The organism is Flavobacterium sp. C4GT6 (genome assembly GCF_036347315.1).
GTDB lineage: Bacteria > Bacteroidota > Bacteroidia > Flavobacteriales > Flavobacteriaceae > Flavobacterium.
Window position 1 is genome coordinate 132,499 of sequence record NZ_JAZGZU010000007.1, and the last position, 25,916, is coordinate 158,414.

Below are 25,916 nucleotides of genomic sequence, written 5' to 3' on the forward strand. Positions count from 1 at the left end.
AACAGAACAGCATGATTATGAGAAATAAAAAAATAGTTTTTTCACTTTTACTGGCAGGTTTTTTATTAACTGCCTGTGAAGACGGACTGGACGATACCCCGATATCGCAGTCTATTAAAGACAATGCCTACACATCAGGCGACCAGATTGAGGCAGCTCTAACAGGTGTGTATGAATCTTTTCAGGGTAACGATTACTATGTTTGGGATCATATCCTGTTTTCAGATGTGCGTTCAGACAACCACTATGCAGGTGGCGATAATCCTGAGGTTTTCCAGATAGATGCTATCAATATAGAAACGGCAAACGGAAGGGTTTTTAATGCATGGGCTGCGATATACAATGCGATTGCAAAAGCTAATGTGGTATTGGAGCAAACTCCGGGTGTATCTCAGCAAATTACAGAGGAAAGAAGAGAGCAGGTAATGGGAGAAGCTTACTTTTTAAGGGCTTACCATTACTATACGCTTGCAAGATTATTTGGAGGTGTGCCTCTTATTACGGCTCCGGTAAATTCTGCCGATCCATCAGTAACAAGACAGCCGCGTAACACAGCTGAAGAGGTATATGCACAAATCATTACTGATCTTGAAACAGCTGCATCTATGCTGCCCGATACTTATGGTGATGATCCAAGTACAAACAAGGCACGTGCTACAAAAGGTGCTGCATATGCTTTGCTTGCCAAAGCTTATGCTCAAAAGCCAAACCCTGATTATGGTCAGGTAATAAGCTACGCAAACATGGTGCTTACAAGCCCGGCAGGTTACAATCTTATGGGTAGTTATAGCGAATTGTTTGACGGTAGCCACTACAATAACATGGAATCGATACTTGAAATACAGTACTTAGGAGGTAACGAAGGTACATGGGCTCCGCAAATGCACCTACCACCATCTGTTAGTGGTGATACATGGAGAAAATTTGTAACGCCATCTCACGATTTAGTTGATGCTTTTGATTCTGAAGGTGACGAGATTCGTAAAAATGCAACCATCCTTTTTGAAGAAGTAAGCTGGGTAGACGAGTACTGGGGTAATGCTACAGGTAGCTCTATTCCTTTTGCATACAAGTGGAAAAATGCTATGGGTTGGGCAAGTTCTGACCATGTTTACCTACTTCGTCTTGCAGATATTATCCTTTTAAAAGCAGAGGCACACAATGCCCTTGGTGATATTGCTGCAGCTGCTACAGAAGTAAATAAAGTAAGGGAAAGGGTAAACCTTCCTGATTTGACTACAGAGCAAATGGCTTCTACAGCAGTTATGAAACAGGTAATCCTGAAGGAAAGAAGGCTTGAGCTTGCTCAGGAAGCGCACCGTTGGGATGATCTTGTGAGAAATGGTGTTGTGGTAGAAGTAATGAACAATGTTGAGGATATTGATTTAAGAGATGGCCAGCCGGTAAACTATAATATGCAGGCATTTGAGGCTTACCTTCCAATACCACAACAGGAAATAAACAGAAATCCTAACCTTGTTCAAAACGAAGGGTATAATTAAGAATAAAATAGTATCATGAAGAAATTGCTTTGGTTTTTTGGCTTAGCCTGTATGTTTTTGTCATGTTCGAGCAGTGAAGACGGAGGAACAACCCCACCGCCATCACCACCGTCCCAAAATAACGGAAATGTTATAGGCAGTGCCGATGTTTGGGTAACCACAGGGAACAAGACTAAGTTATTAAGCCAGCAGTCTTCAGTAGCTATTTATGATAACAATGCGACCGATTATCCGTCAGTTTCTGTTGATTTCTCACAGCAGTATCAGGAAATTGACGGTTTCGGAGCCGCATTAACAGGTTCATCAGCCTATGTAATAAGCCAGATGGGAGCTCTGGAAAAGGAAGCTTTACTAAAAAATCTTTTTAGTACTGATGAAGGAATCGGGCTTAGCTATCTTAGGTTAACCATAGGAGCGTCTGATTTTTCGCTGGAAGATTTTACATATAACGATCTTCCTGCCGGAAGTACTGATCCAAACCTGGAACAGTTTTCCATAGCGGAAGATGAAGCACATGTTATTCCTGTATTGCAGTCTATACTAAGTTATGCTCCCGATATTAAAATACTTTCCAGTCCGTGGAGTGCCCCGGCCTGGATGAAGGATTCGGGTAGCTTGGGAGGTGGTAGCCTTGATCCGCAATGGTATGATACTTATGCCGATTATTTTGTGAAGTATATAAATGCTTATGCAAACCACGGTATTAATATCGCTGCGGTTACTCCTCAAAATGAACCATTGCATGAAACTACAGGATACCCTACTATGGGAATGACTGCTGTAGAGCAGGCTACTTTTATTAAAAACAGTCTTGGTCCTAAATTTCAGGAAGCAGGATTAAATACAAAAATTATAGCATACGATCATAATTTCGATCAGCCGTCTTATCCTATAACGGTATTGGGCGATGAGCAGGCCAGCCAGTACATAGACGGTTCGGCTTTTCATGCTTATGCCGGAGATGTATCGGCAATGAATCAGGTACATGCAGCCTTCCCAAATAAGAATCTTTATTTTACCGAGGTTTCGGGAGGCGAATGGAGTACTGATTTTACCTCAAACCTTAACTGGAATATGAGTAATATTTTTATAGGCACCACTAAAAACTGGTCTAAAAACGTATTGCTTTGGAATCTTGCCCTAAACAGTAATCATGGCCCTGTAAATGGAGGCTGTACAGATTGCCGTGGTGTGGTAACCGTAAGTTCGGGCGGACAGGTAACTAAAAATGTTGAGTACTACAGTCTTGCCCATTTTTCAAAATTTGTAAGGCCGGGTGCAAAACGTGTCAACTCATCCGAGTTTGATAATTCCCTTAACCTTAAAAATGTAGCTTTTGTGAATACCGACGGTTCTAAAGTACTTGTGGTACTTAATGCCGGTGATATTACAAGAAACATATCGGTTATAGTAGGGGATACTAAAATAAATTATACGGTAGAAGCTAATTCGGTAGCGACTATAGTATGGCAATAAAAACCGCATTTATCAAACATTTACAGTAACAGGGCCTAAGGGTGCTTTTAAACATTATGCATAAAAAAAATACCTCACTGAAAAAGATTGCTTTGCCGCTTTTAAGTCTTGCTATGTTGGCAGGATGCAGAACGGCAGAAAAAAAGAACGAAGCCGAACTGTGGCTAACCATGCCAGACAAGTCGGTTGCTTTTGAAAAGCAGGAGAACTTTTTAGTTAAAGAAACAGAAAATCAAACCGTAATAACAATAGATACTTCCAAAACCTATCAGGAAATGGACGGTTTTGGTTATACGCTTACCGGAGGTAGTGCCAAGCACATAACCAATATGTCGGCTTCGGCAAGAGAGAAGTTATTACAGGAACTATATGGCACCGGCAAAGGTGATATTGGTGTAAGCTACATAAGGATAAGTATAGGTGCTTCAGATCTTGATGAGAAACTCTTCTCTTACAACGATCTTCCGGAAGGGGAGACCGATGAGAACATGGAGAAGTTTGACCTTGGCTATGATAAGCAATACCTTATACCGGTATTACAGCAAATATTAAAAATAAACCCTGATATAAAAATATTAGGTTCGCCGTGGTCGCCACCGGTATGGATGAAGGATAACGGCGATACACGTGGCGGTAGCCTTAAACCTGAATTTTATCCTGCTTACGCAAAATACTTTGTGAAGTACATACAGGAAATGAAGGCAAACGGTATTACCATTGATGCTGTTACCGTACAGAACGAACCTTTGCACCCGGGTAATAATCCTAGCCTTTTAATGCCGGCAGAGGCACAAAAGGAATTAGTGAGAGACCATTTAGGGCCTGAATTTGAGAAGAACAATATTAAAACCAAGATAATAGTTTACGATCATAATGCTGACCGTCCGGACTATCCTATTACCATTCTTGATGACCCAGAGGCTGCTAAGTATGTAGATGGTTCTGCTTTCCATTTGTATGGCGGTACTATCGATGCAGTTTCTCAGGTTCATGATGCGCATCCAAATAAGAATTTATACTTTACCGAGCAATGGGTAGGAGCTCCGGGCGACTTTGCAAAAGAGCTTACATGGCATACAGAGAACCTTATAATAGGTGCGCCAAGAAACTGGTGTAAAACCGTGTTAGAATGGAACCTTGCTGCCGATGAGAACCAACTACCGCATACCGACAGGGGAGGGTGTGACCGTTGCCTTGGTGCGGTAACCATAACCGGAGACGAGGTTACAAGAGAGCCTGCTTACTACATTATAGCACATGCCTCTAAGTTTGTGCGCCCGGGTAGTGTAAGGGTAGATTCTAATATGGCAGACGGACTGCCAAACGTGGCTTACCAAACGCCAAACGGTAATGTGGTGGTTATTGTACAAAATACTTCAAAAGAAGATAAAACAGTAAAAGTAAATGCAGGAGAGAAAAACGCTGTTGTTACCTTAAAGGGAGGAGCGATAGCAACTCTTGTATTACAATAAAAACAAGGTTTAGCGACACATAATTTATCCCTTTAAACATTGAGTTTTTTGTGATGGCCTAACGGCAAAAGGGAATAAAAGCTGTCCGCAATCTATTTTACAGTACAGGTGTGCGCTAAACCTTTTTTAGATAAAGAGTAAAACATAACTTTTATACCGGTACTTATGAGCCAGAGCTTTCGGCGTAATGTTGTGGAAATCGTTACGACTGGCGATTATGGTGCTGTTATGGTCTTAAATGACTTTTTTATTAAAGTATAGTTTATGTTTAGGTTAGTTACTGAGCCGTGCTTTTAGCGCGGCTCTTTTGTTTTATAGTTGCAGGTGTACTGTTGTATTTGTACTTTTAATCAAAATACACATGTAATGAAAATATCCCTTATACAAACCGCCCTTAAATGGGAAGATCACGAAGCAAACAGGCAAAACTTTACCCGTTTAATAAATGGGATTGAGGAAGAAACCGACCTTATTATATTGCCTGAAATGTTTGCTACAGGCTTTACCATGAAACCCGTACCTGTTGCCGAAACAATGGATGGAGAAACGGTACAGTGGTTAAAAGCTATGGCTATACAAAAGGGATGTGCTATAACTGGCAGCCTTGTAATAAAAGATGGGGAAGGGTATTATAACCGACTTGTTTTTGTGCACCCAGACGGTAAAATACAAACCTATGATAAGCGTCACCTGTTTACCCTAGCGGGCGAAGACAAGGCCTATACACAGGGGGATGAAAAACTTATAGTGGAATATAAAGGCTGGAAAATCTGTCCGTTGGTGTGTTATGATTTGAGATTTCCTGCTTTTTCGCGTAATCTGGAAGATTATGATTTACTGTTGTATGTGGCAAACTGGCCTACGCCAAGGGTACAGGCATGGGATGCACTTTTAAAGGCAAGAGCGATAGAGAATATGTGTTATACGGCAGGTGTAAACCGTTGCGGTATAGATGAGAACGGGCACAACTACCCAGGGCACTCTCAGGTGTTGGATTGTTTTGGAAATGAGCTTGTCAAAGCAGATAGAAATGAACACGTAATCACCCTGTCACTAAACAGGGACGCTATGCTGGAAGCCCGCAAAAAATTCGGTTTTTTAAACGATAGGGATCGTTTTATTATGGTAGTGTAAAGGTTTCCATTACATCCCAGCTTTCCCTTACGTTAATTTCTTTAGGTTTGGTTCCTTCAAGGAAGTAGTGTACCTCCTCCGGCTGTAGTTTTTCAAGGTAATTGCCCGAATCCCACTTGCGGTTTTTGTTGTCGTCATAAATAACCCTTAACGAATACATATCGGCGGGAATGTTATCAAACGCCATTTCGGTTTGCGACTCGTTTTCAATATAACTGGTGCCTATTATTTTTTCTTTTGAATCAAGAACTTCCAGTATTAAAGGAAAACGCCTTGCATTAGCAATTTTAAGGCGCAGGTTACCATAGTTAGAATACAACTTGGTTGTTACGGTGTAATTAAGAGTGTCATTCTCTTTTTCATAGAAATCTTTAATTGCACCGGGTAACAGGGTAAAGCTGTACTTTTGGCTTTCTTCTTTTGTAAAGTCAATTTTCAGGTTTTGCTTCATAGCATCATAAGAGGTCTTGAAAGGAACTGCTATGGAGTCTTTATTGATAAGCGAAATTTTGGTAGTGTCAATATCTACAATAGGAGTGCTGGTATATATAGCAAAAGTATCCCTAAAGTGTATTGTTCCTTTTTGTATGGCAGAAACTCCTAATGAGTCAATTGCCTTCATTTCCTTAGGTTTTACTACAAACTCTTTTATAGAATCTAGTTTCTTAACTGAGATTAATAACGAATCTGCTACACTATTAATGTCTCTAGGAGTCCATATTTGCAGTGAATCTTTTTCAGGTACTTTAGTAACAAGTGTTTTTATAAGCTCCTGCGTAGCGGCATTTTTAACTTCTACAGTTACATCTTTAGCATCACCTTCATATCCTGCAAAGTAACGGTTAGATGATGCCTGCATAGGTTTTAAAGCTTTAAACTCTCTTTTTTCAGAGAAAAGGGTTAGCTCATAAAGCGTATCGTTAGGGATACTTATAGGCTCTTCAAAAAAGGCAATTTTATCTGACTTTGGGTCGTACTTATAGTTGTTATTGTTGTCCTTTAAGGCAAAAAGGTAGTATTTACCTTCCTTAAGGTTTTCAAGGTTGTAGTTTACCATGCTGTCCAGTGTGTTGGTTACATAGCGTGGTTTTTCTTTATATACGGTAGAATCGTTAAAAGTTTCATTAGCCTCATACAGCATTACAGTAACAAAGTTGTCGGGCTTTTTCTCAAAGGCATCTTTAATATTGCCTCTTAGCATAAGCGAGTCAATATAAGGTCCTGTAGAGAAAATAAATTTGAACTGTGAGTATGGGTTACCTTCGTTATTATCGGTAATACTCTGCCCGAAGTTAAAACTGTAGGTAGTGTTTTCCTGCAGGGTATCTTTTATTTTGATGCGAATAAACTTGCTGGCACTTCCCATAGGGGTAATGTCAGGGTTGTTTTTCATGGGTGGAGATATAATAAGCTGTTTGTTTATATCCTTAATTTTAATGTATTCGCTAAAGTTTATCTGTATCTCCTTACCTGTAAAATCAGTCTTCATATTATTTGGCGTACTGTACACTAACACCGGAGGGATGGTGTCTTTAGGTCCGCCCGATATGGTTCCCCTTTTAGCACAGCTGTTTAATGATAAAAGCGAAGCAAATAATACAACTGCCGATAGATATATGATAAATTTAGTATTGCGCATACGAAGTCCCTTTAACAGCACAAAATAACAATTATATTTAGTGTAAATAAAATGTTTTTGTAAAATTTAAGTGTGTGCATAGGCTATAGTTACGATACTCAACTTTGATTCCGGAATTTTTAACAGTGCTTTGCCGCAGGCTTCCAGCGTGGCACCTGTGGTTATTACATCGTCAATAAGTAAAAAATGTTTGTTCCTGTCGGCTTCGGTGGGGTTAACGTCAAAAGCCGAACGGGTAATCTCAGCCCTGTCTGTAAGTCCTTTTTTGGTTTGTGTTTTGGTGTAGCTTTTTCGAAGTAACAGTGCGTTATTGTAATTAGCATTCAGTCCGTTTGCTAATGCTTTCCCAAATTCGGTAACCTGATTATACCCGCGCTCTTTTAATCGTTTTTTGTGCAACGGTACAGGAATTACATCGGTAACCGATTGTAATGCTTCTGTATTTAGCAGGTGAGCCATGTATAATTCGCCCGAAAGCTTACCTATTTCCTCATGCCCCCTGTATTTAAGGTTATGTATAAGCTGCTGTACTATACCTTCTTTATGGAAATAAAGTAAGGACGAAGCATGTTCTAGCGGAAGCCTGCCGTAAAATTTGTTATAGGTTTCATTTTCCTTATTGAGCCAGTGCCGTGTGTAAGGTAAGTGATGACGGCATGCGGTACATAAAACGGTTTCGTTTTCCAGTAGGTTATTATTGCAACCATTACAGGTTTTGGGGTATAATAAGTTGACTAAACTTTTGAACATGGTGTGGTTAACAAAAAAATATTTTTGATTTAGGCTAAAGATAATAAAAGAGGGCGTTTATATATACAATCGCTTTTTATATTTTTGCACCATGGCAAAACAGGAAGATATTTTTAAGAATGTAATTTCGCATGCTAAGGAGTACGGATACATATTTCCGTCAAGCGAAATATATGATGGATTAAGCGCTGTGTATGACTACGGACAGAACGGTGCCGAACTGAAAAAGAACATTAGGGAATACTGGTGGAAATCAATGGTGCAAATGCATGAAAACATTGTAGGTATTGATGCGTCGATATTTATGCACCCAACCACATGGAAGGCATCGGGTCACGTTGATGCTTTTAACGACCCTTTGATTGATAACAAGGATTCCAAAAAAAGATACAGAGCAGACGTTCTTATTGAGGACTATGCCGAAAAATTAAACCAAAAAGCACAAAAGGAAATCGATAAGGCTAAAGCCCGTTATGGGGATGCTTTTAACGAAGAGGAATTTAAGGCTACCAATGCACGTACTAAGGATTATCTTGAAAAGAAAGATGCTATCCTTAAACGTATGGCTCATAGCTTGGAGACCGAAAACCTTGCCGATGTAAAAGCGCTTATCGAGGAGCTTGGTATTGCCGACCCTGAAACCGGTTCTAAAAACTGGACAGAGGTGCGCCAGTTTAACCTTATGTTTGGTACTAAACTGGGAGCTGAGGCTGCAAGTGCAATGGACTTATACCTGCGCCCGGAAACGGCACAGGGTATTTTTGTTAACTTCCTTAACGTACAGAAAACCGGTAGGATGAAAGTGCCTTTTGGTATTGCCCAAACCGGTAAAGCTTTCCGTAATGAGATTGTGGCAAGGCAGTTTATTTTCCGTATGAGGGAGTTTGAACAAATGGAGATGCAGTACTTTGTTCGCCCAGGTGAGGAACTGAAATGGTACGAGTTCTGGAAAGAAACAAGACTAAAATGGCATAAGTCACTTGGATTAGGTGAGGAGAAATACCGTTTCCACGATCATGAGAAACTGGCTCACTATGCTAATGCTGCTGCCGATATTGAATTTGATTTTCCATTTGGTTTCAAGGAGCTTGAAGGGATTCACTCAAGAACTGATTTTGACCTTAAGGCTCACGAAAAGTTCTCGGGCAAAAAACTACAGTTCTTCGATAACGAACTGAACGAAAATTATGTGCCGTATGTGGTAGAAACTTCTGTTGGTCTTGACAGGATGTTCCTGGCGGTATTCTCAAGCTCATTAAAAGAGGAAACACTGGAAGATGGTTCAACCCGTACCGTACTTAGCCTTCCGGCTGTGCTGGCACCTACTAAGGCAGCTGTACTTCCGTTAGTTAAGAAAGACGGACTGCCAGATGTGGCCCGCGAAATTATTGAAGATCTTAAGTGGGACTTCAACGTGGCTTATGATGAGAAAGATGCTGTAGGCCGTCGTTACAGAAGACAGGATGCCCTTGGTACTCCGTTCTGTATTACGGTAGATCACCAAACACTGGAAGATCAAACAGTAACCATCCGTCACCGCGATACTATGAAGCAGGACAGGGTGAAGATATCAGAATTAAGAGGTATTATCAATGAGGAGGTTTCGGTAAGAAACTGGCTCATGAAAATGAAATAAAAGAAAAGGCTCCCAATCGGGAGCCTTTTCTTTTATACTGTTATTTTTAAAAACGATATCCGATATTTAGGTCTCCTCTAAAAAAAGCATCAGGAGCATACTCATTTCCGCCAAGGGTTCTGCCTGCACCTACAAGTAGCTCCAGTACAAAGCCAGTCTTGTTAATCCATTTTTTACCTAAAGCCAGTCCAGCAGCACCAACATTAAAGTCTTCTTTTCGGGTGTATGAATAACCTGCGTTAGGGTTATAGGTAGTTTCATAAGAGTGTCCCATAACATATTTTCCAAAGCCTTCTACAAAAAAGCCTTTTGCTCCATATTCTTTTGACTCCTGAAAATAAAAACGTGCAAAAGGTGTTATTGAAAAGTCTTCCGGATAATCATTATCCTGGTCAAAATTATAAAGTACTGATGCTCCAAAGGAGAAATCTTTACTTTGAACATATTCATAGGTGCCTTCGGCAATAGCACCTGCTAATAATTTAATTCCGCCAAGTTTTACTTCGTGTTTTTTGTTTACTGCAGAAGTTTCTTCTTCCTGAGCATAACTTGAAACCCCAATAATTAATGCTAATAGTAAGGTAATCTTTTTCATTTGTTTTTGTTTTTTAAACAAAACTAAAATATTATTTAAAATAAAAAAGGAAGAGCTTATTATTAGTAGTTTAAATGAATGAAAAAGTCCGATACTAATAATCGGACTTTTAGATTGTTATTCTTTATTTTCTGAAAGAGCATTCCAGCCTCTGGCTTTAAGCGGAATTTTAGTGTTGGCACGGGTAATAAGATGTGTGCCTTCGCTTTCGGGGGTCATGTGCCCAATAACCGTAAAGTTAGGGTTGCCCTTTATCTTGTCGTAATCACTTTGTTTTATGGTGAATAGCAGCTCATAATCCTCGCCCCCGTTTATAGCTACCGTGGTGCTGTCAATATTGAACTCTTCACATACGTTAATGAACTGAGGATCTATTGGGATTTTCTCTTCATACAGATTACAGCCCACACCGCTGGCTTTAGAAATATGAATAATCTCAGACGACAGTCCGTCGGAAATATCAATCATAGCCGTAGGCTGAATTTCAAGCACTTTTAAAAGCTCTTTGATGTCCTTACGGGCTTCCGGCTTTAGCTGACGTTCTATAAGGTAGGTATAAGCGTCTAAATCGGGTTGGTTGTTAGGGTTTACCTTAAATACCTCTTTCTCTCTTTCCAGTACCTGTAGCCCCATATAAGCCGAACCTACATCGCCTGTAACCACAAGAAGGTCGTTATCGTTTGCACCGTTGCGGTATACCAGTTCATCGGTATCTGCTTCGCCAATAGCGGTAATGCTTAAAATCATACCTTTTTGGGATGAGGTAGTATCGCCACCTATAATGTCTACATCATATATTTTTGCAGCAAGCTTAATACCCTCATACAGTTCGTCTAACGCCTCCACCGGGAAACGGTTAGATACCGCTATGGAAACCGTGATTTGTGTAGGCTTTGCATTCATGGCGCAAATGTCACTCACATTTACTACCACGGCTTTATAGCCCAGATGTTTTAACGGAACATACCCCAGGTCAAAGTGTACACCCTCAACAAGCAAATCGGTAGAGATAACCGTTTTTTTATCCTTAAAATCAAGTACAGCAGCATCGTCGCCAATACCGGTAAGGGTAGAAGGGTGTTTTATCTCTATATTTTGTGTTAAGTGCTCTATAAGGCCAAATTCGCCAAGCTGACCTAAATCAGTGCGCTGTTGGTTTTTATCTTCAATCATTTCTTTTAGGTTCTAAAGGTGCAAAGTTACGATTTAGAACGTTAAAAGTTCAAGAAGTTGCTTAGAAGTCTGTTTTGGTTTAGGCGCTTAATTCGGTATCGTGGTTTTCGGCATCATCCACATTTTGCCAAAAGTCGATTATCTCCTTGAGGTTTTCTGTTAGTTGTTTGTAGTCAGGCGTTTTGAAAAAGTATCCCTGTATATCGCGTTTAAAGGCTTCCTCAATTGGATAAGCGCTTCCCATAGTAGTAAAAAAGACAAAAGGTTTTGTTTTTTGAGATAAGGAAATGTCTTTTCTTATTTCGTCGCAAAGTTCAAGGCCGTTCATTTTTGGCATATTAATATCTGATATGACCAAAAAGGGATGAATGTGTTCCTGTTTTAAAAAGGGAATGGCTTTGGTACTGTCGTTTATAAAAATGATCTCGTTGGGGAGATTTAATTTTTTTAGAACCTCACCAAAAATAAACTGATCGTCATCATCATCCTCAATTATAACTATGGGGCCGTCTTTTTTCATAATGTAATGCTTATTTACGCTGCAAAAATAGGGGTGTTGCGCGGTAAAGCCTCAAACATTAGGGTTTTGCTAACATAAAAGTGTCATAAAGTTTAGTGAAGGATGGGCTAAAAAAAAACTAGTATCTCTTTTTTAAGATACTAGTAGGCTTTGTTTTAATCTTTTTGAAATAAAGATGATATTTCGTTTACCATCTTATTAATCTCAAATTGTCTGAGATTAATAATAGGTGAAAGGTTCTCGTTCTCTGAATTACATTTAATAATTTCATCATTAAATTCAGAAAGTCTTACCAGGCTTTTTTGCTCTGTACATTCAAGCCTAATAATTTTAGTTTCTTCTTCAGGCTTTTGTTTCATTTTCTTTTCGATCTGTTATTCTTTTTGCAGCTTGTGTTTCTAAATAAAAAAGGGCTTGCAAAGATATATTATTAATTGGACTTAAATCTTTCTTCTTTATATTTTTGAAAAGGCTCTTTCCTGACTTTTTTCTTTCTCTGTTTTGGTTAAAAAAGGTAAGATATCTTCTAGGAGAAACGCCGTCAAAGACTAATAATTGTACTTTGTTTTTTATATTTTCTTTTTCAGTAATAGAATCATCGTGTAACTGAGGAGCTTTACTTTTTATGTAAGGCTCAATATAATATACTTTTTCTATACCTGCTGCAATAATATGTCTTGCACAATTATGACATGGATACGTTGTACAAAATAGAGTTCCTCCTTTTATTTTATTTCCGTTTAAGTGTCCAGCATTAATTATAGCATGCATTTCTGCATGTACAGATCTTGAGAATTCAATTAGGCTTTTTATGCCTGAATCTTCTAAGATATCTTTTATAAATGTAGCTAAGTTTTCCTTAACTACAAAATTTTTATCTGGTTCAATTTTTGTTTCTGTGGGGAATATTTTATTTAGATCAAGTTTATTTTTGAATTCATTAGTGATATAATTCATTAAATCTAGCTTGTTATTATCATTAGAACAATATCCTAAAACAAAGCATCTTTTGTCATTTTTGCTTTCACAGGTGTATAAATTTCCCCCAAATTTAGGTACATCATTCCAACCAGTTGAAATTAGACTGCCTTCTTTGCATATTATTGATGCGCCAACTTGTCTAGATAAGCATGCTGAATTAACTGAAGCTGATTTTGCTTCATACATTGCTCTTTCTTCTATTGTTGGGGTTTCAATGTCACTTCCAAAAATTAAATTAATATATCTTTTTACCTTATTTTTAACTTCACTTTCTGTGTTTTTATCCACTCTAAAAAAGAAATCTGCATTAACAAATACTTCTCTTACTTGTTGTCCATTTGGTATTTCTTCATGTTGATCTTTATCAATAAGGTCTTCAGCTTCTTTTTGACTTAGATTAGGGATAGATAGATTAGTTACTCTTTCTTCTTTTGGAGTGTAAATACTCATAAGGTAAAAAATGTCCTTATAGATGTCTTTAAAGGTGTTTAACTCATCCATGTGTTTTATGGAGTCAATAATATAACATATTCTTTGAGATTTAATGTTTGTTATATCTTCTTCTCCAGTAACTGAAAATTTGTTTTTTTTCTGTGAAGCAATTTTTGTGATAGCCAGATTGGCTAAATAATCAGTGCCATTTTCATTTCTTAGATTATTACCAGTTTCGATCTTTTGTGCAAGTTTTGAGAAGTTTTCTGTTTTACCATTTTGAATATGTTTTTTTTGTATTTCACTTTCAAAAAAATCGCTTAATTTGATTTTTTGTACTGAATAATCAAATTCTTTGAGGTAATTTTCAATTTCATCAAGAACTAGCTTTTTTTTTGATCCAATTTGTGAGCATATTCCAAGTACTATCTCTTCAGTAAAAGTTTCTTTAACCCTTGTTGAGGTATTTTTGTCTTTTGAAATGTTTTTGTCTTCTTGAGTGTTTTGGGTGTGGTTTGTTTTTGCGGCTTCCATTATTATATATTACATGTTGATAGTCAAATATAATAAATTGTTAAATATATAGGTATTTTTTATTTTTAATGTTAAATAAACAAAAAACCCGGCACATCTGCACCGGGTTTCTTTATCTTAATACTTTGTACTCAATACTTAGTACTAGTCGTTCAGTTTAAGTACTGCCATGAAAGCTTCCTGCGGAATCTCCACGTTACCTACCTGGCGCATACGTTTTTTACCTTTTTTCTGTTTTTCAAGAAGTTTACGCTTACGCGAAATATCACCACCATAACATTTTGCCGTTACGTCTTTACGTAGGGCTTTTACGGTTTCTCTCGATATTACCTTAACCCCTATGGCTGCCTGAATAGGAATATCAAACTGCTGACGTGGTATAAGTTCCTTAAGCTTTTCACACATTTTCTTGCCAATGTTGTAAGCATTATCCTCGTGGATAAGTGCCGAAAGCGCATCTACAGGCTGTGCGTTAAGCAGTACGTCAAGACGAACCAGTTTAGAGGCACGCATACCTATAGGGTGGTAGTCAAACGAGGCATATCCTTTAGATACGGTTTTAAGCCTGTCATAAAAGTCAAATACAATCTCGGCAAGTGGCATATCAAAAGTAAGCTCCACACGCTCTGTAGTAAGATATGTTTGGTTTGTAATCAAACCACGCTTTTCAATACAAAGGCTCATTACGTTTCCTACAAAGTCACTTTTGGTAATAATGGTAGCCTTAATGTAAGGTTCCTCTACACGGTCAAGTTTTGAAGGTTCCGGCAAGTCAGACGGGTTATTTACTATAAGAACCTTTTCCGGTTCTTTTTTAGTATAGGCGTGGTATGATACGTTAGGTACAGTAGTAATTACCGTCATGTCAAATTCACGCTCTAAACGCTCCTGGATAATCTCCATGTGCAGCATTCCAAGGAATCCGCATCGGAAACCAAAACCAAGTGCTGCCGAACTCTCAGGAGCAAAAACAAGGGAAGCATCATTTAACTGAAGCTTTTCCATTGAGTTTCTAAGCTCTTCGTAATCTTCGGTATCCACAGGATAAATACCCGCAAATACCATCGGTTTTACGTTTTCGAAACCGGCAATCATATTTTGTGTTGGCGTTTTGGCATCGGTAATGGTATCACCCACTTTTACCTCTCTTGCTTCCTTAATACCGGAAATAAGATAACCCACGTCGCCTGTTTTTATTTCCTGTTTAGGGACCTGGTTTAGTTTAAGCGTACCAATCTCATCGGCAAAATACTCTTTGCCGGTAGCCATAAACTTAACTTTTTGTCCTTTGGTAATCGAACCGTTAATTACCCTGAATATAACTTCAATACCACGGAAAGGGTTATAAACCGAGTCGAATATAAGTGCCTGTAAAGGCTCTTCCGGATCTCCTTTCGGAGCCGGTATACGTTCAATAATAGCTTCTAATATCTTATCTACCCCAAGTCCGGTTTTACCGCTGGCAGGGATAATGTCTTCAAGTCTACAGCCTAAAAGATCTACAATATCATCGCTTACCTCTTCCGGGTTTGCACTCGGTAAGTCTATCTTGTTAAGTACCGGTATGATCTCAAGGTCATTTTCCAGTGCAAGGTATAGGTTAGAGATGGTTTGTGCCTGTATGCTTTGTGCAGCATCTACAATAAGAAGTGCTCCTTCGCAGGCTGCGATAGAACGGGATACCTCATAAGAGAAGTCTACGTGGCCCGGAGTATCAATAAGGTTAAGGGTATATTTCTCGCCATTGTACATGTAGTCCATTTGTATGGCGTGGCTCTTAATTGTAATACCCCTCTCACGTTCAAGGTCCATATTGTCCAGTAGCTGTGCCTGCTGCTCGCGCGCAGTTACAGTTTGGGTGGCGTCTAACAGCCTGTCGGCCAGGGTGCTTTTACCGTGGTCAATGTGGGCAATAATACAAAAGTTCCTAATGTTCTTCATCTTCGTTCAGTATCAGTTTAACTTACCTCTGTTGCCCGTATTTGTGTAATATCATGCGGCTACTAGTAAAGGTAGTAAATTAATCGGCAAATATAGTCAAAGTTAGCAAGTTGCAAAGCGGGTTGTATAAATAAAAAAGCAGCACATATCTAATAGAATATGTGCTGCGGGAAATAGGGGGATCACGAATGAAATGAATCCTGTTTTTAATCCGCTATTTAACGGATGGAGGCATATCCATCATCAGGATTCCTAAAAAATACATTCATTTCACATGAATGTATACGAGAAAGAAAAGAGTATGGTTTTAAAAAGCAGAAAAAAATAAAAAGCCGGCGCATGTGTGGTAGGCATGGCCGGCAAAAAAATATGTGTAATACATACTGTTTGCAAAAGGTACAGTGGGGACTGTGTATATCTAAACGAGTAGGTAATTTTGGGTAGTGCAAATATAAAGAGCCATACAGGTAGTGTAAAAGGACTTGTTATTCGAATTTTCTATACTGTTATAGGGATTGCTTATGCGGTTTTATTTCATATCGCCAAAATGTTGTAATTTTGCACAAAATGAAGAAGATGGTTAAGATTGGTAATATAGAACTACCTGAATTTCCGCTGTTGCTGGCGCCAATGGAAGATGTGAGTGATCCTCCTTTCCGCAGATTGTGTAAGCAACATGGGGCCGACCTTATGTATAGTGAATTTATCTCTTCGGAGGGACTTATACGTGATGCGATAAAAAGCCGCCAGAAGCTGGATATATTTGATTATGAAAGGCCGATAGGGATTCAGATATTCGGGGGTGATGAAGAGGCGATGGCTATGAGTGCCAAAATTGTGGAGACAGTAAATCCTGATATAGTAGATATTAACTTTGGGTGTCCTGTAAAAAAAGTGGTATGTAAAGGTGCCGGGGCAGGTGTACTTAAAGATATCGACCTGATGGTTCGCCTTACCAAAGCTGTGGTAAACAGTACCCATCTTCCGGTTACCGTTAAAACCCGATTGGGTTGGGACGATGATTCCATTAATATTTATGAGGTGGCCGAAAGGTTACAGGATGTAGGTATTAAGGCTTTAACAATACACGGACGTACCCGTGCACAAATGTATAAAGGGGAGGCCGACTGGGCTCCTATTGCAAAAGTGAAAAACAATCCGCGAATCCATATCCCTATTTTTGGGAATGGTGATATTGATAGCCCTGAAAAGGCGCTTAAATACAGAAACGAATACGGACTTGACGGTATCATGATAGGCCGTGCGGCTATTGGGTATCCGTGGATTTTTAACCAGATAAAACATTACTTCAAAACGGGAGAGCACTTGCCGGAACCAACTGTTGAAGACCGTGTGGAAGCAGCCCGCAACCACTTAAAATGGTCTATTGACTGGAAAGGGGAGCGCGTAGGGGTGTTTGAAACCCGCAGACATTATACTAATTACTTTAAAGGTATTCACGGATTTAAGGAATACAGGCAGCGAATGGTGTCTAACGACAAGCCTGAAGATGTGTATGCCGTATTTGATGAGGTACTTGATAAGTTTGCCGATTATAAAATGGTATAATCGTGGCTGCCTCTCTTCAAAACAAACGAACAGCGGTAAAAGCCCGAAAGAATTTTAAAGAGGTTGTAGCGTTAAACGATAATCCGTGGCGATGGGGAGTTGGCCTTGAGGCTGCCATTGCTATGGGGGTACCTTTGCTTGCCTTTTATTTTTCGGGACATTTAACCCTTGGCTTTATTTCTTCCCTTGGCGGACTTACCGCGTTGCACTGCCCGCAACTGAAAAGAAAAGAAAGGGCAGTAGTACTTCCTGCAGTTATTTTGGCGATTACTTTTTCCTCCCTGCTGGGTGCTTATATGGCTGCCGATGTATGGCTCAAAATGCTGTGCATTGTACTGGTAACTATAATTGGTTGCGTGTTTATGATAGGCTGGCGGCTTGGTTCTCCGGGACCATTAATGATGGTTTTGGTAGCGGCGGTAACCGGAAAAATAGCTTCGTCTTCTGCGCCTGAGGTACAGCATTTAAGCAGTATTATGTATCCGTTGCTTGTTGGGCTTGGCGCATTTGCAGGATATGTGGTAATTGTGTTTCCGCTTTTCTTTAAAAAATTCAGGAAGCCCGAACATAACGGTAGGAAATTCAACGAGATATTTTCGGGATTAAAGTTTGATGAGGTTTCAAAAGCCATAACCCTGCGTATAGTAACCGGAGTTACCCTGGCGGTTTTAATGGCCTGGGTGTTTAAGGAAGAACGTATTTACTGGATGGTACTTCCGGTAATAGCGGTTTTACAGGCTGGGCCTTCGGTTAGACTTACGATCATCAAATCAGTACACAGGATGATAGGCTCAATACTGGGTGTATTGCTTTACGGAATAATACTGTTAATCAATCCGCAGGAGTTAGGGCTGGTATTAACCGTGCTGGTACTTCAGTTTGGTATTGAGGTAGTGGTGATGCGTAATTACGGACTCGCACTTATGTTCATTACGCCGCTTGCGCTTACTATAGCATCTATAGGGCATAATGTAGATATGGCAGCTACCATACAGGCTAGGGTGCTCGATACGCTCATAGGGATTGTTATCGCACTGCTGGTTTTCTTTGTTTTTGAAAAAACGAAATTCAGAACCCAATAAATAACAAAAGATTGTCTCAAAAGTGTCATTCTGAATGTAACGTAGCGGAATGAAGAATCTCATGTAATTAAAGTTTTAAGATTTTTCCTTTCGTCAAAATGACAGGTTGTAGTTGATAATTACTTTTGAGACAACCTTTTTATTTTATACCTGTACTTTTTTCCATTTACCTTTCCTGAACAATATCATACTGGCTATGGTCATGGCGGTTTCGGCTATCGGTATGGCAATAAATACACCCGTAGGCCCCATGTTGAAATGTTTGGCCAACAGATAGGCTAAAGGAATCTGTAATATCCAGAAGCCGAAAAAGTTTACCCATGTTGGTGTTTTTGTATCACCCGATCCGTTAAAGGCATTGATAAGTACCATTCCTATCCCGTAAAACACATATCCCGAACTCAATATCATTATTGCTTTTACGGCAATGTCGTGTACGTGGCTGTTATTGGTAAAAAACCACATAAAGCTATCGGCTGCCAAAAGGGTAATAATCATAATGATTCCCATATAGAAGGCATTGAAACGTGCTGTTATCAGTACTGATTTTTCTGCCCTTTCTACCCGTTGCGCACCCAGATTTTGACCTACCAGTGTTGCTGCTGCACCACTAAGCCCCCATGCGGGTAACATAAAGAACATCATAATGCGTAATGCACTCTGATAGCCTGCCGATCCTTCATCACCTCCGGTGGTGGCTACCAGTTGGGCTAAAAATATCCAGCTGCACGATGCAATTACAAACTGCAATACTCCCGGAGCGGCAATTTTTACAAGGTTTCTAATCTGCTCCATATCCGGAACAAAATAGGATAAGGCTACCTTTAGAGCGCCTTTGCCGTTAAACAGGTTGTATAGCTGGTAAAGTACCCCTACGCTACGGCCTATGGTTGTGGCAATGGCAGCTCCGGTTAATCCGAAGTCCAATACGTTAATGAATATAGGGCATAGTATAATATTACAGATGTTGGCTATCCAAAGGCTTTTCATCGCTATCGCAGCATTACCTGCACCACGGAAAATACCGTTGAAAAGGAAAAGAAGCATGATTATAAAACTACCTCCCATCATAATCTGTACGAAGGCGGTTCCGTAAATGGCCGATTCCATTGACGATCCCATCCATACCAGTATATCGGTAGCAAAAACAAATCCGAATACGGCTATCAAAAGGTTAACCGCAACGGCTACCACTATGGCTTGCATACCGGCTCTTGAGGCTGCTTCAGGATTTTTTTCTCCTATACGCCTTGCTACTACTGCTGTGGCAGCCATACTCATGCCTATAGCGATAGAGTAGATTACGGTTAGTACCGATTCGGTTAAACCTACTGTCTGTACGGCGAAACTGCTGTTTTCAAGATGTCCCACAAAGTATAGGTCTACCAGTGCAAAAACCGACTCCATCATCATTTCAAGCATCATAGGGATGGCCAGTAATAGTACGCCCCTGCGAATACTGCCCGTAGTGAAATCGATATTTTCTCCCTTAAGGGATTGTTGTAATAAGGCATAAAAGCGTGAATACGCGTTGCCTAATTTTGACTGCTGTGTCATTATATCGTAAAATAAAAATGTTATAAAGAATAATACAAACAAAGAGCGGCATTAAAGATTTAATACTTCATTTGCTTTCTAAAAAGTTAGCGGTGGTATGTAGTCTTAGCAGGCTAAGACGGCAATTAACTTCATATTCCTTTGATCTTGAGAAGCAAATATAAATGAAAAATGTAATGGTAGGGTGAAAAAATTATGAATTTTCCAATAATTTTGAATTTACCCTTCCGGCAGCTATTCTCGAAGCCAGTATACCCAAGGTGAAAAGTGTAAGTAATACCACTATGATATTAGTGATGTTATACTCCACCGGAAATGGTAGTGTAGGAGTGATAGTAATGAGCTGAAACTGCTGTTGTAGCACTATAATTATGGTTCCCAGTATAAGCCCGGTAAAGGTTCCCAGTGCTGTAATGAAAATACCCTGATACAGGAATATTTTACGCAGTCCCTTAACATCCACACCAAGGCAAAACAATGTTTTTATATTTTCCCTTTTATCCAGAATCAGCATAATAAGTGCGCCTGCCAAACAGAATAATGTAAGTACCACAACCAGAGAACAGATGAGGTAAGTAACAAGATTTTCGGTATTTAGCATGCGGTACAGTGAATCGTTAAGTTGTGCCCTGTTTTTGATTACAACCTTGTTGTTAAAAAGGGTAAGCAGTTCCTGTTTTACGGTTTCTTCCTGCGCTCCCGGAGCCAGTTTTATTTCCAGTGCCGATATTTGGTTTGGCTTGTATTGCAGTAATTCCTGAGCAAGACCAAGGTCGCAGTATACATACTTACTGTCTACATCGTCATTAATGGAGTAAATGGCAACAGGTACGAGAGCCGATTTGTTAAATGCTTTTTCAGGATTATCTATAGGGCCTTTTCCTGTTGTTGGGACGTACACTTCCAGTCGGTGCCCGAAGTCGGACAGTCCTAACGATAGTTTGCTAACCGTGCCTATACCTACCACACACTGCGAAGTTTGGGGAGTGAGCCAGTAACCTGCCAGCAGTTGCTTTTCCATAGGGTTTACCTGGGTGAAAATACTGTCGGTTCCCTTAAGGTAGGCTACATGTTCTTTTTGGTCAAAGTAAAAAAGAACGCGTTCTTCCACCACATGGCTGTAGTTGGCAATGCCTTTAAGTGATTTTATTTTTTGTTCCTGTTCCGGGCTAACCGTAAACGATTTTCCTATTTCGGTAGTAATTTTAAGGTCGGGATCGGTAGCATTGGTGAAGGAAAGACTAAAGTTTTTGAGTCCGCTAAAAACCGAAAGGATAACAAAAAGAGCCGTCGCACTTATTACAATACCCGCAGCAGCAATTACGGAAATTATATTAACCGCAGTGCTTTTGCTTAAAGTCATGGTGTACCTTCGGGCAATGTAAAAAGGGAAGCTCAAATTATGATTATGATTTCTTGCGTTTGTCTAAAAGTTCAGGGTTTTTAATAGGGTTATTTTCGCCTTTAAGCTCTTTGTCAATAAGGTCTATCCTGTCTAATGAATCGTCTATATAAAAAATAAGGTTCGGTACTTTTCTAAGCTGTGATTTAACACGCTGAGAAAGGTCGTGTTTAATAAGCGGTGTGTTAGAACGTACTGCCTCAAGTATTTCCTCTCCTTTGTCTGAAGGGAAAACACTCATGTAAACCTTTGCTATAGAAAGGTCGCTGGTTACACTTACTTTAGATATAGATATGATAAGGTTGCTTATTCCGTTTTTACGTACCTCGCCCTGTAAAATGTCTACAAGGTCTTTTTGCAACAGATTGCCTATTTTTTTTTGCCTGTTCGTTTCCATAATGCAAAAGTACTGAAAGTTTTGCAAGTAAAGCCGTTATTTTTTAAGGCAGCTTATTCTCTTATCTCCTGGCAAAGCTCTACCAATACTCCGTTTGTGCCTTTTGGGTGTAAAAAAGCAACCAGTTTATTATCGGCACCTTTTTTAGGGGTTTCGTTAAGTACGGTAAAACCTTCTTCCTTAAGGCGTGCAATTTCGCTAACAATATTCTCTACATCAAAAGCGATATGGTGAATGCCTTCGCCTTTCTTTTCTAAAAATTTCGCAATAGGACTATCGGGGTTTGTGGCTTCAAGAAGCTCTATTTTGTTAGGGCCGTTCATAAAGAAAGAGGTTTTAACGCCTTCGCTGCCTACTTCTTCCATTTTGTATGCCGGTGTGCCTAACAGTTTTTCAAAAAGCTGGTTTGAAGTTTCCAAATCTTTTACTGCAATGCCTATATGTTCTATTTTTCTCATTGTGTGTTTTGTTTGTGCGGGTAAAGATATTCTTTTAAGATGAAAAAGGTAATAACGACTTTTTAAACATGATGCCTACTTCTGCAAAAAAAGCCTGCCGCGTATGCTGGAAGAAGATGAGGTGAAGGTATAAAAAGCAACGTCAGAGAGGCTAAGTATAAGTATATTAAATCATTTTAAACATACTAAAAAAAAGAGTAGTCGTAGAACAAAACACAAACTACTCTTTTTAACATCTTAAATGTCGTTATATCATAGTATTAAATCACTAATGATATCATTTATATATCTATCTCTTAATTCACGTTCTTTCTTATTGTTTACGGCTTCCGTTGCAGCTAATTTATAGTCTCCGGGTAAATCTGCTTCAAAGTTCTCTAGGCTATCTCTGAGTAATTCAGGATTAATTCTTTTTAAATCTTCCAAACTATTTGCTACAGCAACTATTAATGAAAAAATATTAGATTTATTATACCAGTATGACTTAGGCTTTAGTTTTGCTCGTAAGATATAATCTGCTGTTTCTTCTAATTTTTGCAACAATTCATTTTTGCCTTCAAAATTCAAAGCGTAATCAGTCAAATAGTCATTTGTTCTTTCATTTCTATTAAAAAAACCACTAAGGACTGTTGACATGATGTTTAATATATGCATTAAATGGGCTTTTTTTGCTATATCACGTGGGGTAAATACATTTTTCCCTGTAAGAAGCTGGTTAAACTTCTTGACTTTCTGTTTTCTTGCCCAAACAAAAAAATCTTTAGGAATGTTTGGGTCTTCTTTAAAATCTTCATTATCCGGGCTATCTACTAAATCAATTTGATTGCCTAAAAGTTTTGCTACTAACATATATTCTGAAGTTGAAAAAGCAGATGCCATTTTTTCAATCGTTGTTAGCGAATTTGATGTTCTATTTATTCTTTGAAATATTTCTTGCACTCTAACATCATCATTTTCAAGGTCAAGTTCAATTACTGCGATTTCAAATTTTAAAAAGCTGGATTGCACCTCGTCAGATAGATCTTTATAATATTTTCCATCAACATCAAATTCGTTTTCTATAAATGTCATTATTGCATTTGTACGTTGTTGACCATCAACAATACAGGAGATAGTTGTCATTTTAGCCACATCAACTTTCCCTTTAGAAATAAAAATCTGGGGAAAAGGAAAACCTAATAGAATTGTTTTAATGAAATCCTTATTATGAATTTCTCGCCAAACTAAATTTCTTTGAAAATATGCATCAGGTATAAGTATTCCTTTTCTTACGTCATTTACTAGATTCAATAACGAAACTGAACGCACTCTATAATCTACCATTTTTTAAATTGCTTTGTTATCTATATAACTCCTTATAATTGAAGTCTGTTTATGTTCAAAATATAATTGGGACATATAAATTCCAGCGTTAATATTGCCAAATAAATCATTGTGTTTCCTTGATAAATTACCAAAAAAATTAAACCATTCAGCTCTCTTTTCACCGCTTGGCATTAAATCAGGTCTAAATATCCCTTTTGTAATATATCCTATATATTTATCATAATCCCCTATTCTAAAGCCTGTTTTTACTTTATAAGCTTTTGTTGATTTAAATACGAATTCAGTATAGTAACTATATAGATTATAATCAATTATTGCTACATCTAAATCCGAAATTTGCGGCGTAAACGGTTTGTTTTTTTTATAAAAACTTACCCCTGTTTTTGCAGAACCAGCTATTTGAATACTGCTTATTGGTATTTTAAAAAATTCACTAATCTCATTAAAAATTGAAAATTGTTTTTCTTCTTGTCCTACTAAAGCCATAGTTGGATAAGTAAGATAAACCTTTCTAATAATTTCTGAGTAAGGTCTTTTATCAGTTAAACCTTTTTCAATTGACTCTTCATGTGTCATTTTAAATTATTATACTAGTTTAATAATTCTCTAGTCTCTTTTCTTCTTATTTGAAGAAAATTTATAAAAATTTCTTTTTATAAACGGAGGTAATAAGTTGTTGCAAAATTACCACCTCTAGAATATCAATATGTTTTTTTAAGAAAGTTGTACGATATTATCGTCTTTCCAAAATCTAAAAGAATGTTGATTTGTAAGGTGTTCATATTGTTGATTTAAAGTTTATGAGCTGAAAGATAATTAAAAATCAATAAATATTTTAAGTGTAAATAATAATTTCTCTCTCTGATGAAACAAAAAACCCTGTAAACATTGTTTACAGGGTTTTGTAAAACTGGGTGGTCCCACCTGGGCTCGAACCAGGGACCACCTGATTATGAGTCAGGTGCTCTAACCAACTGAGCTATAGGACCAGTTTTGAGGTTGCAATATTACTACTATTTTTAATTCAAACCAAATAATTTTACAGGATTATTTTATAAAACCAGTCATAAATTTTTTACCTCCTGATAATGTGAATTTTATTGTACGGTAATATTAGCAGGCTGCCTGTGCCTGTACTTCGTTTTTGGTTCGGCTCATTAAAATTAAGATAATAATTATCCCTGCCGTAGCCATAGCTGCACCCACAAGATTTGGCGAAGCATAACTAAAACCTGCGGTAAGTGGTAAACCTCCTAAAAACGCACCAAGGGCATTCCCTATATTAAACCCGGCCTGTAGTGTGGCCGAAGCTATCATTTCGGCATCCTTGGCAGTTTTTATCATTAGTATCTGTATGGGGGCAATAAGCGCAAATGATATACATCCGGTAAGGAAAACCAGTGTTAATGACAGGTACTGGTTAGCCGATCCAAAATAAACCGTTATCAACACACCTGTCATTGCCAATAGCAAAGCTAGTGCTGTTGGGGCAGGAGAGAAGCGATCGGCAAGACGACCACCTAAAAAGTTTCCGGCAACCATACCCAGTCCGGCAAGTATCATGATATACGGAATATTCTCGGCAGCAAATCCTGAAATATTAGTAAGTAACGGTGCAATGTAGCTAATCCAGCTGAACAGTCCGCCAAAACCAATAGCGGTAAGCAGGATTATTAACCACGAATTCAGCTTACTAAAGAATTTTAACTGGTGTTTTATCCTGTTGTCTTTATTGGCTTCCATGTGTGGCATCCATAATAGTAGTGCCAAAAAGGTAATGAGCCCTATAGCGGCAATAATCACAAAGGTATAGCGCCAGCTAAAGTGCTGCCCTATGTATGTCCCTAACGGAACGCCCACAACATTGGCAATGGTTAACCCCGAAAACATAATAGCGATAGACTGTGCTTCCTTACCCTTATCGGCAAGTTTACTGGCTACTACGGCTCCAACGCCAAAAAAGGCTCCGTGTGGTAGTCCTGACAGTAAACGGGAGGCTAAGAGGATATTATAATTTGGGGCAAAAATGGAAAGTGCATTAAAAACGGCAAGCATTAGCGCCAGTATAAGCAGCATTTTTTTGGGAGGGAGGTTTCTTCCGGCAATTACTATAATAGGGGCGCCTATTACTACTCCCAGTGCGTAGGCCGATATTAAATATCCGGCTTTTGGTATGGATACCTTAAGGTCGGCAGCGATATCGGGCAATAGCCCCATAATCACAAACTCGGTAATACCAATGGTTAGTCCGCCAAGCAATAAGGCAAAAAGACTCTTTTTCATAACTAATCTTTCTAAAAGTGAAGGTGCAAATTTCGGGTGATATATCTCAATTAAATT

21 protein-coding genes and 1 tRNA gene are annotated in these 25,916 nt (G+C 38.7%); 7 read left to right on the forward strand and 15 right to left on the reverse strand.

What is annotated here, in order from left to right; translation table 11 throughout:
- Window positions 1–17 precede the first annotated feature (17 nt).
- The 4 genes from V3Z67_RS10450 (at window position 18) to V3Z67_RS10465 (ending at window position 5,584) form a co-directional block, all read left to right on the forward strand.
- On the forward strand, window positions 18–1,502 hold the full coding sequence (locus V3Z67_RS10450; RefSeq protein ID WP_330443252.1) for a RagB/SusD family nutrient uptake outer membrane protein: 1,485 nt from the start codon (window positions 18–20) through the stop codon (window positions 1,500–1,502).
- A gap of 15 nt (window positions 1,503–1,517) precedes the next feature.
- On the forward strand, window positions 1,518–2,978 hold the full coding sequence (locus V3Z67_RS10455) for a glycoside hydrolase family 30 protein (RefSeq protein ID WP_330443253.1): 1,461 nt from the start codon (window positions 1,518–1,520) through the stop codon (window positions 2,976–2,978).
- A 56-nt stretch (window positions 2,979–3,034) separates the two neighbouring features.
- Entirely contained in the window at window positions 3,035–4,450 is a 1,416-nt protein-coding gene (locus V3Z67_RS10460; protein WP_330443254.1) for a glycoside hydrolase family 30 protein, read from the forward strand.
- Between the two features lie 366 nt (window positions 4,451–4,816).
- Window positions 4,817–5,584 (forward strand): amidohydrolase, encoded by a 768-nt coding sequence (locus V3Z67_RS10465; RefSeq protein ID WP_330443255.1) that lies wholly within the window; start codon window positions 4,817–4,819, stop codon window positions 5,582–5,584.
- On the opposite strand, the gene V3Z67_RS10470 is transcribed toward V3Z67_RS10465, so the two are convergent.
- Both V3Z67_RS10470 and V3Z67_RS10475 read right to left on the reverse strand, forming a co-directional pair.
- A complete protein-coding gene (locus V3Z67_RS10470; protein WP_330443256.1) occupies window positions 5,571–7,223 on the reverse strand; it encodes an Ig-like domain-containing protein in 1,653 nt (550 codons plus the stop codon). The genes V3Z67_RS10465 and V3Z67_RS10470 overlap by 14 nt on opposite strands.
- 66 nt (window positions 7,224–7,289) lie before the next feature.
- On the reverse strand, window positions 7,290–7,973 hold the full coding sequence (locus V3Z67_RS10475) for a ComF family protein (RefSeq protein WP_330443257.1): 684 nt from the start codon (window positions 7,971–7,973) through the stop codon (window positions 7,290–7,292).
- Window positions 7,974–8,064: 91 nt separating this feature from the next.
- Between V3Z67_RS10475 and V3Z67_RS10480 the strand changes: the two genes are divergently transcribed.
- Window positions 8,065–9,609, forward strand: a complete 1,545-nt coding sequence (locus V3Z67_RS10480) for a glycine--tRNA ligase (protein WP_330443258.1) — start codon at window positions 8,065–8,067, stop codon at window positions 9,607–9,609.
- A 46-nt stretch (window positions 9,610–9,655) separates the two neighbouring features.
- Here the strand turns inward: V3Z67_RS10480 and V3Z67_RS10485 are convergent, their stop codons facing one another.
- The 5 genes from V3Z67_RS10485 to lepA form a co-directional block, all read right to left on the reverse strand.
- The gene (locus V3Z67_RS10485) at window positions 9,656–10,204 is read right to left on the reverse strand and encodes a hypothetical protein (RefSeq protein ID WP_330443259.1); all 549 of its coding nucleotides are present in this window, start codon (window positions 10,202–10,204) and stop codon (window positions 9,656–9,658) included.
- Window positions 10,205–10,321: 117 nt separating this feature from the next.
- The gene (gene thiL / locus V3Z67_RS10490; protein WP_330443260.1) at window positions 10,322–11,377 is read right to left on the reverse strand and encodes a thiamine-phosphate kinase; all 1,056 of its coding nucleotides are present in this window, start codon (window positions 11,375–11,377) and stop codon (window positions 10,322–10,324) included.
- Between the two features lie 79 nt (window positions 11,378–11,456).
- Entirely contained in the window at window positions 11,457–11,897 is a 441-nt protein-coding gene (locus V3Z67_RS10495) for a response regulator (protein ID WP_330443261.1), read from the reverse strand.
- Window positions 11,898–12,239: 342 nt separating this feature from the next.
- Window positions 12,240–13,844 carry an anti-phage dCTP deaminase gene (locus V3Z67_RS10500; RefSeq protein ID WP_330443262.1) on the reverse strand — a complete coding sequence of 535 codons (1,605 nt, stop codon included), beginning with the start codon at window positions 13,842–13,844 and terminating at the stop codon, window positions 12,240–12,242.
- A 144-nt stretch (window positions 13,845–13,988) separates the two neighbouring features.
- Window positions 13,989–15,785: a translation elongation factor 4 gene (lepA, locus tag V3Z67_RS10505; RefSeq protein WP_330443263.1), complete on the reverse strand. Its 1,797-nt coding sequence runs from the start codon at window positions 15,783–15,785 to the stop codon at window positions 13,989–13,991.
- 576 nt (window positions 15,786–16,361) lie between these two features.
- On the opposite strand from lepA, the gene dusB reads away from it, so the two are divergent.
- Entirely contained in the window at window positions 16,362–17,354 is a 993-nt protein-coding gene (dusB, locus tag V3Z67_RS10510) for a tRNA dihydrouridine synthase DusB (RefSeq protein WP_035133323.1), read from the forward strand.
- A 2-nt stretch (window positions 17,355–17,356) separates the two neighbouring features.
- Window positions 17,357–18,436: an FUSC family protein gene (locus V3Z67_RS10515; RefSeq protein WP_330443264.1), complete on the forward strand. Its 1,080-nt coding sequence runs from the start codon at window positions 17,357–17,359 to the stop codon at window positions 18,434–18,436.
- Window positions 18,437–18,580: 144 nt separating this feature from the next.
- Here V3Z67_RS10515 and V3Z67_RS10520 read toward each other — a convergent pair whose 3' ends face one another.
- From V3Z67_RS10520 to V3Z67_RS10555, 8 genes are all read right to left on the reverse strand, one after another.
- Window positions 18,581–19,993 carry an MATE family efflux transporter gene (locus tag V3Z67_RS10520; RefSeq protein ID WP_330443265.1) on the reverse strand — a complete coding sequence of 471 codons (1,413 nt, stop codon included), beginning with the start codon at window positions 19,991–19,993 and terminating at the stop codon, window positions 18,581–18,583.
- Between the two features lie 193 nt (window positions 19,994–20,186).
- On the reverse strand, window positions 20,187–21,356 hold the full coding sequence (locus V3Z67_RS10525; RefSeq protein ID WP_330443266.1) for an ABC transporter permease: 1,170 nt from the start codon (window positions 21,354–21,356) through the stop codon (window positions 20,187–20,189).
- 43 nt (window positions 21,357–21,399) lie between these two features.
- Window positions 21,400–21,792, reverse strand: coding sequence for a 30S ribosome-binding factor RbfA (gene rbfA, locus V3Z67_RS10530; protein WP_157484705.1), 393 nt, complete (start codon window positions 21,790–21,792; stop codon window positions 21,400–21,402).
- Window positions 21,793–21,845: 53 nt separating this feature from the next.
- Window positions 21,846–22,250 (reverse strand): methylmalonyl-CoA epimerase, encoded by a 405-nt coding sequence (gene mce / locus V3Z67_RS10535; protein ID WP_330443267.1) that lies wholly within the window; start codon window positions 22,248–22,250, stop codon window positions 21,846–21,848.
- Between the two features lie 252 nt (window positions 22,251–22,502).
- Window positions 22,503–23,573, reverse strand: a complete 1,071-nt coding sequence (locus V3Z67_RS10540; RefSeq protein WP_330443268.1) for a DUF262 domain-containing protein — start codon at window positions 23,571–23,573, stop codon at window positions 22,503–22,505.
- Between the two features lie 3 nt (window positions 23,574–23,576).
- Window positions 23,577–24,152, reverse strand: coding sequence for a hypothetical protein (locus V3Z67_RS10545; protein ID WP_330443269.1), 576 nt, complete (start codon window positions 24,150–24,152; stop codon window positions 23,577–23,579).
- A gap of 339 nt (window positions 24,153–24,491) precedes the next feature.
- Window positions 24,492–24,565 (reverse strand) — tRNA-Ile (locus V3Z67_RS10550).
- 124 nt (window positions 24,566–24,689) lie between these two features.
- On the reverse strand, window positions 24,690–25,859 hold the full coding sequence (locus tag V3Z67_RS10555) for an MFS transporter (RefSeq protein WP_330443270.1): 1,170 nt from the start codon (window positions 25,857–25,859) through the stop codon (window positions 24,690–24,692).
- Between the last annotated feature and the right edge of the window lie 57 nt (window positions 25,860–25,916).

Coding starts and splice junctions, on each gene's coding strand:
- V3Z67_RS10450 (WP_330443252.1), top strand. CDS start 18: ATGAGAAATAAAAAAATAGTTTTTTCACTTTTACTGGCAGGTTTTTTA.
- V3Z67_RS10455 (WP_330443253.1), top strand. CDS start 1,518: ATGAAGAAATTGCTTTGGTTTTTTGGCTTAGCCTGTATGTTTTTGTCA.
- V3Z67_RS10460 (WP_330443254.1), top strand. CDS start 3,035: ATGCATAAAAAAAATACCTCACTGAAAAAGATTGCTTTGCCGCTTTTA.
- V3Z67_RS10465 (WP_330443255.1), top strand. CDS start 4,817: ATGAAAATATCCCTTATACAAACCGCCCTTAAATGGGAAGATCACGAA.
- V3Z67_RS10470 (WP_330443256.1), bottom strand. CDS start 7,223: ATGCGCAATACTAAATTTATCATATATCTATCGGCAGTTGTATTATTT.
- V3Z67_RS10475 (WP_330443257.1), bottom strand. CDS start 7,973: ATGTTCAAAAGTTTAGTCAACTTATTATACCCCAAAACCTGTAATGGT.
- V3Z67_RS10480 (WP_330443258.1), top strand. CDS start 8,065: ATGGCAAAACAGGAAGATATTTTTAAGAATGTAATTTCGCATGCTAAG.
- V3Z67_RS10485 (WP_330443259.1), bottom strand. CDS start 10,204: ATGAAAAAGATTACCTTACTATTAGCATTAATTATTGGGGTTTCAAGT.
- thiL (WP_330443260.1), bottom strand. CDS start 11,377: ATGATTGAAGATAAAAACCAACAGCGCACTGATTTAGGTCAGCTTGGC.
- V3Z67_RS10495 (WP_330443261.1), bottom strand. CDS start 11,897: ATGAAAAAAGACGGCCCCATAGTTATAATTGAGGATGATGATGACGAT.
- V3Z67_RS10500 (WP_330443262.1), bottom strand. CDS start 13,844: ATGGAAGCCGCAAAAACAAACCACACCCAAAACACTCAAGAAGACAAA.
- lepA (WP_330443263.1), bottom strand. CDS start 15,785: ATGAAGAACATTAGGAACTTTTGTATTATTGCCCACATTGACCACGGT.
- dusB (WP_035133323.1), top strand. CDS start 16,362: ATGGTTAAGATTGGTAATATAGAACTACCTGAATTTCCGCTGTTGCTG.
- V3Z67_RS10520 (WP_330443265.1), bottom strand. CDS start 19,993: ATGACACAGCAGTCAAAATTAGGCAACGCGTATTCACGCTTTTATGCC.
- V3Z67_RS10525 (WP_330443266.1), bottom strand. CDS start 21,356: ATGACTTTAAGCAAAAGCACTGCGGTTAATATAATTTCCGTAATTGCT.
- rbfA (WP_157484705.1), bottom strand. CDS start 21,792: ATGGAAACGAACAGGCAAAAAAAAATAGGCAATCTGTTGCAAAAAGAC.
- mce (WP_330443267.1), bottom strand. CDS start 22,250: ATGAGAAAAATAGAACATATAGGCATTGCAGTAAAAGATTTGGAAACT.
- V3Z67_RS10540 (WP_330443268.1), bottom strand. CDS start 23,573: ATGGTAGATTATAGAGTGCGTTCAGTTTCGTTATTGAATCTAGTAAAT.
- V3Z67_RS10545 (WP_330443269.1), bottom strand. CDS start 24,152: ATGACACATGAAGAGTCAATTGAAAAAGGTTTAACTGATAAAAGACCT.
- V3Z67_RS10555 (WP_330443270.1), bottom strand. CDS start 25,859: ATGAAAAAGAGTCTTTTTGCCTTATTGCTTGGCGGACTAACCATTGGT.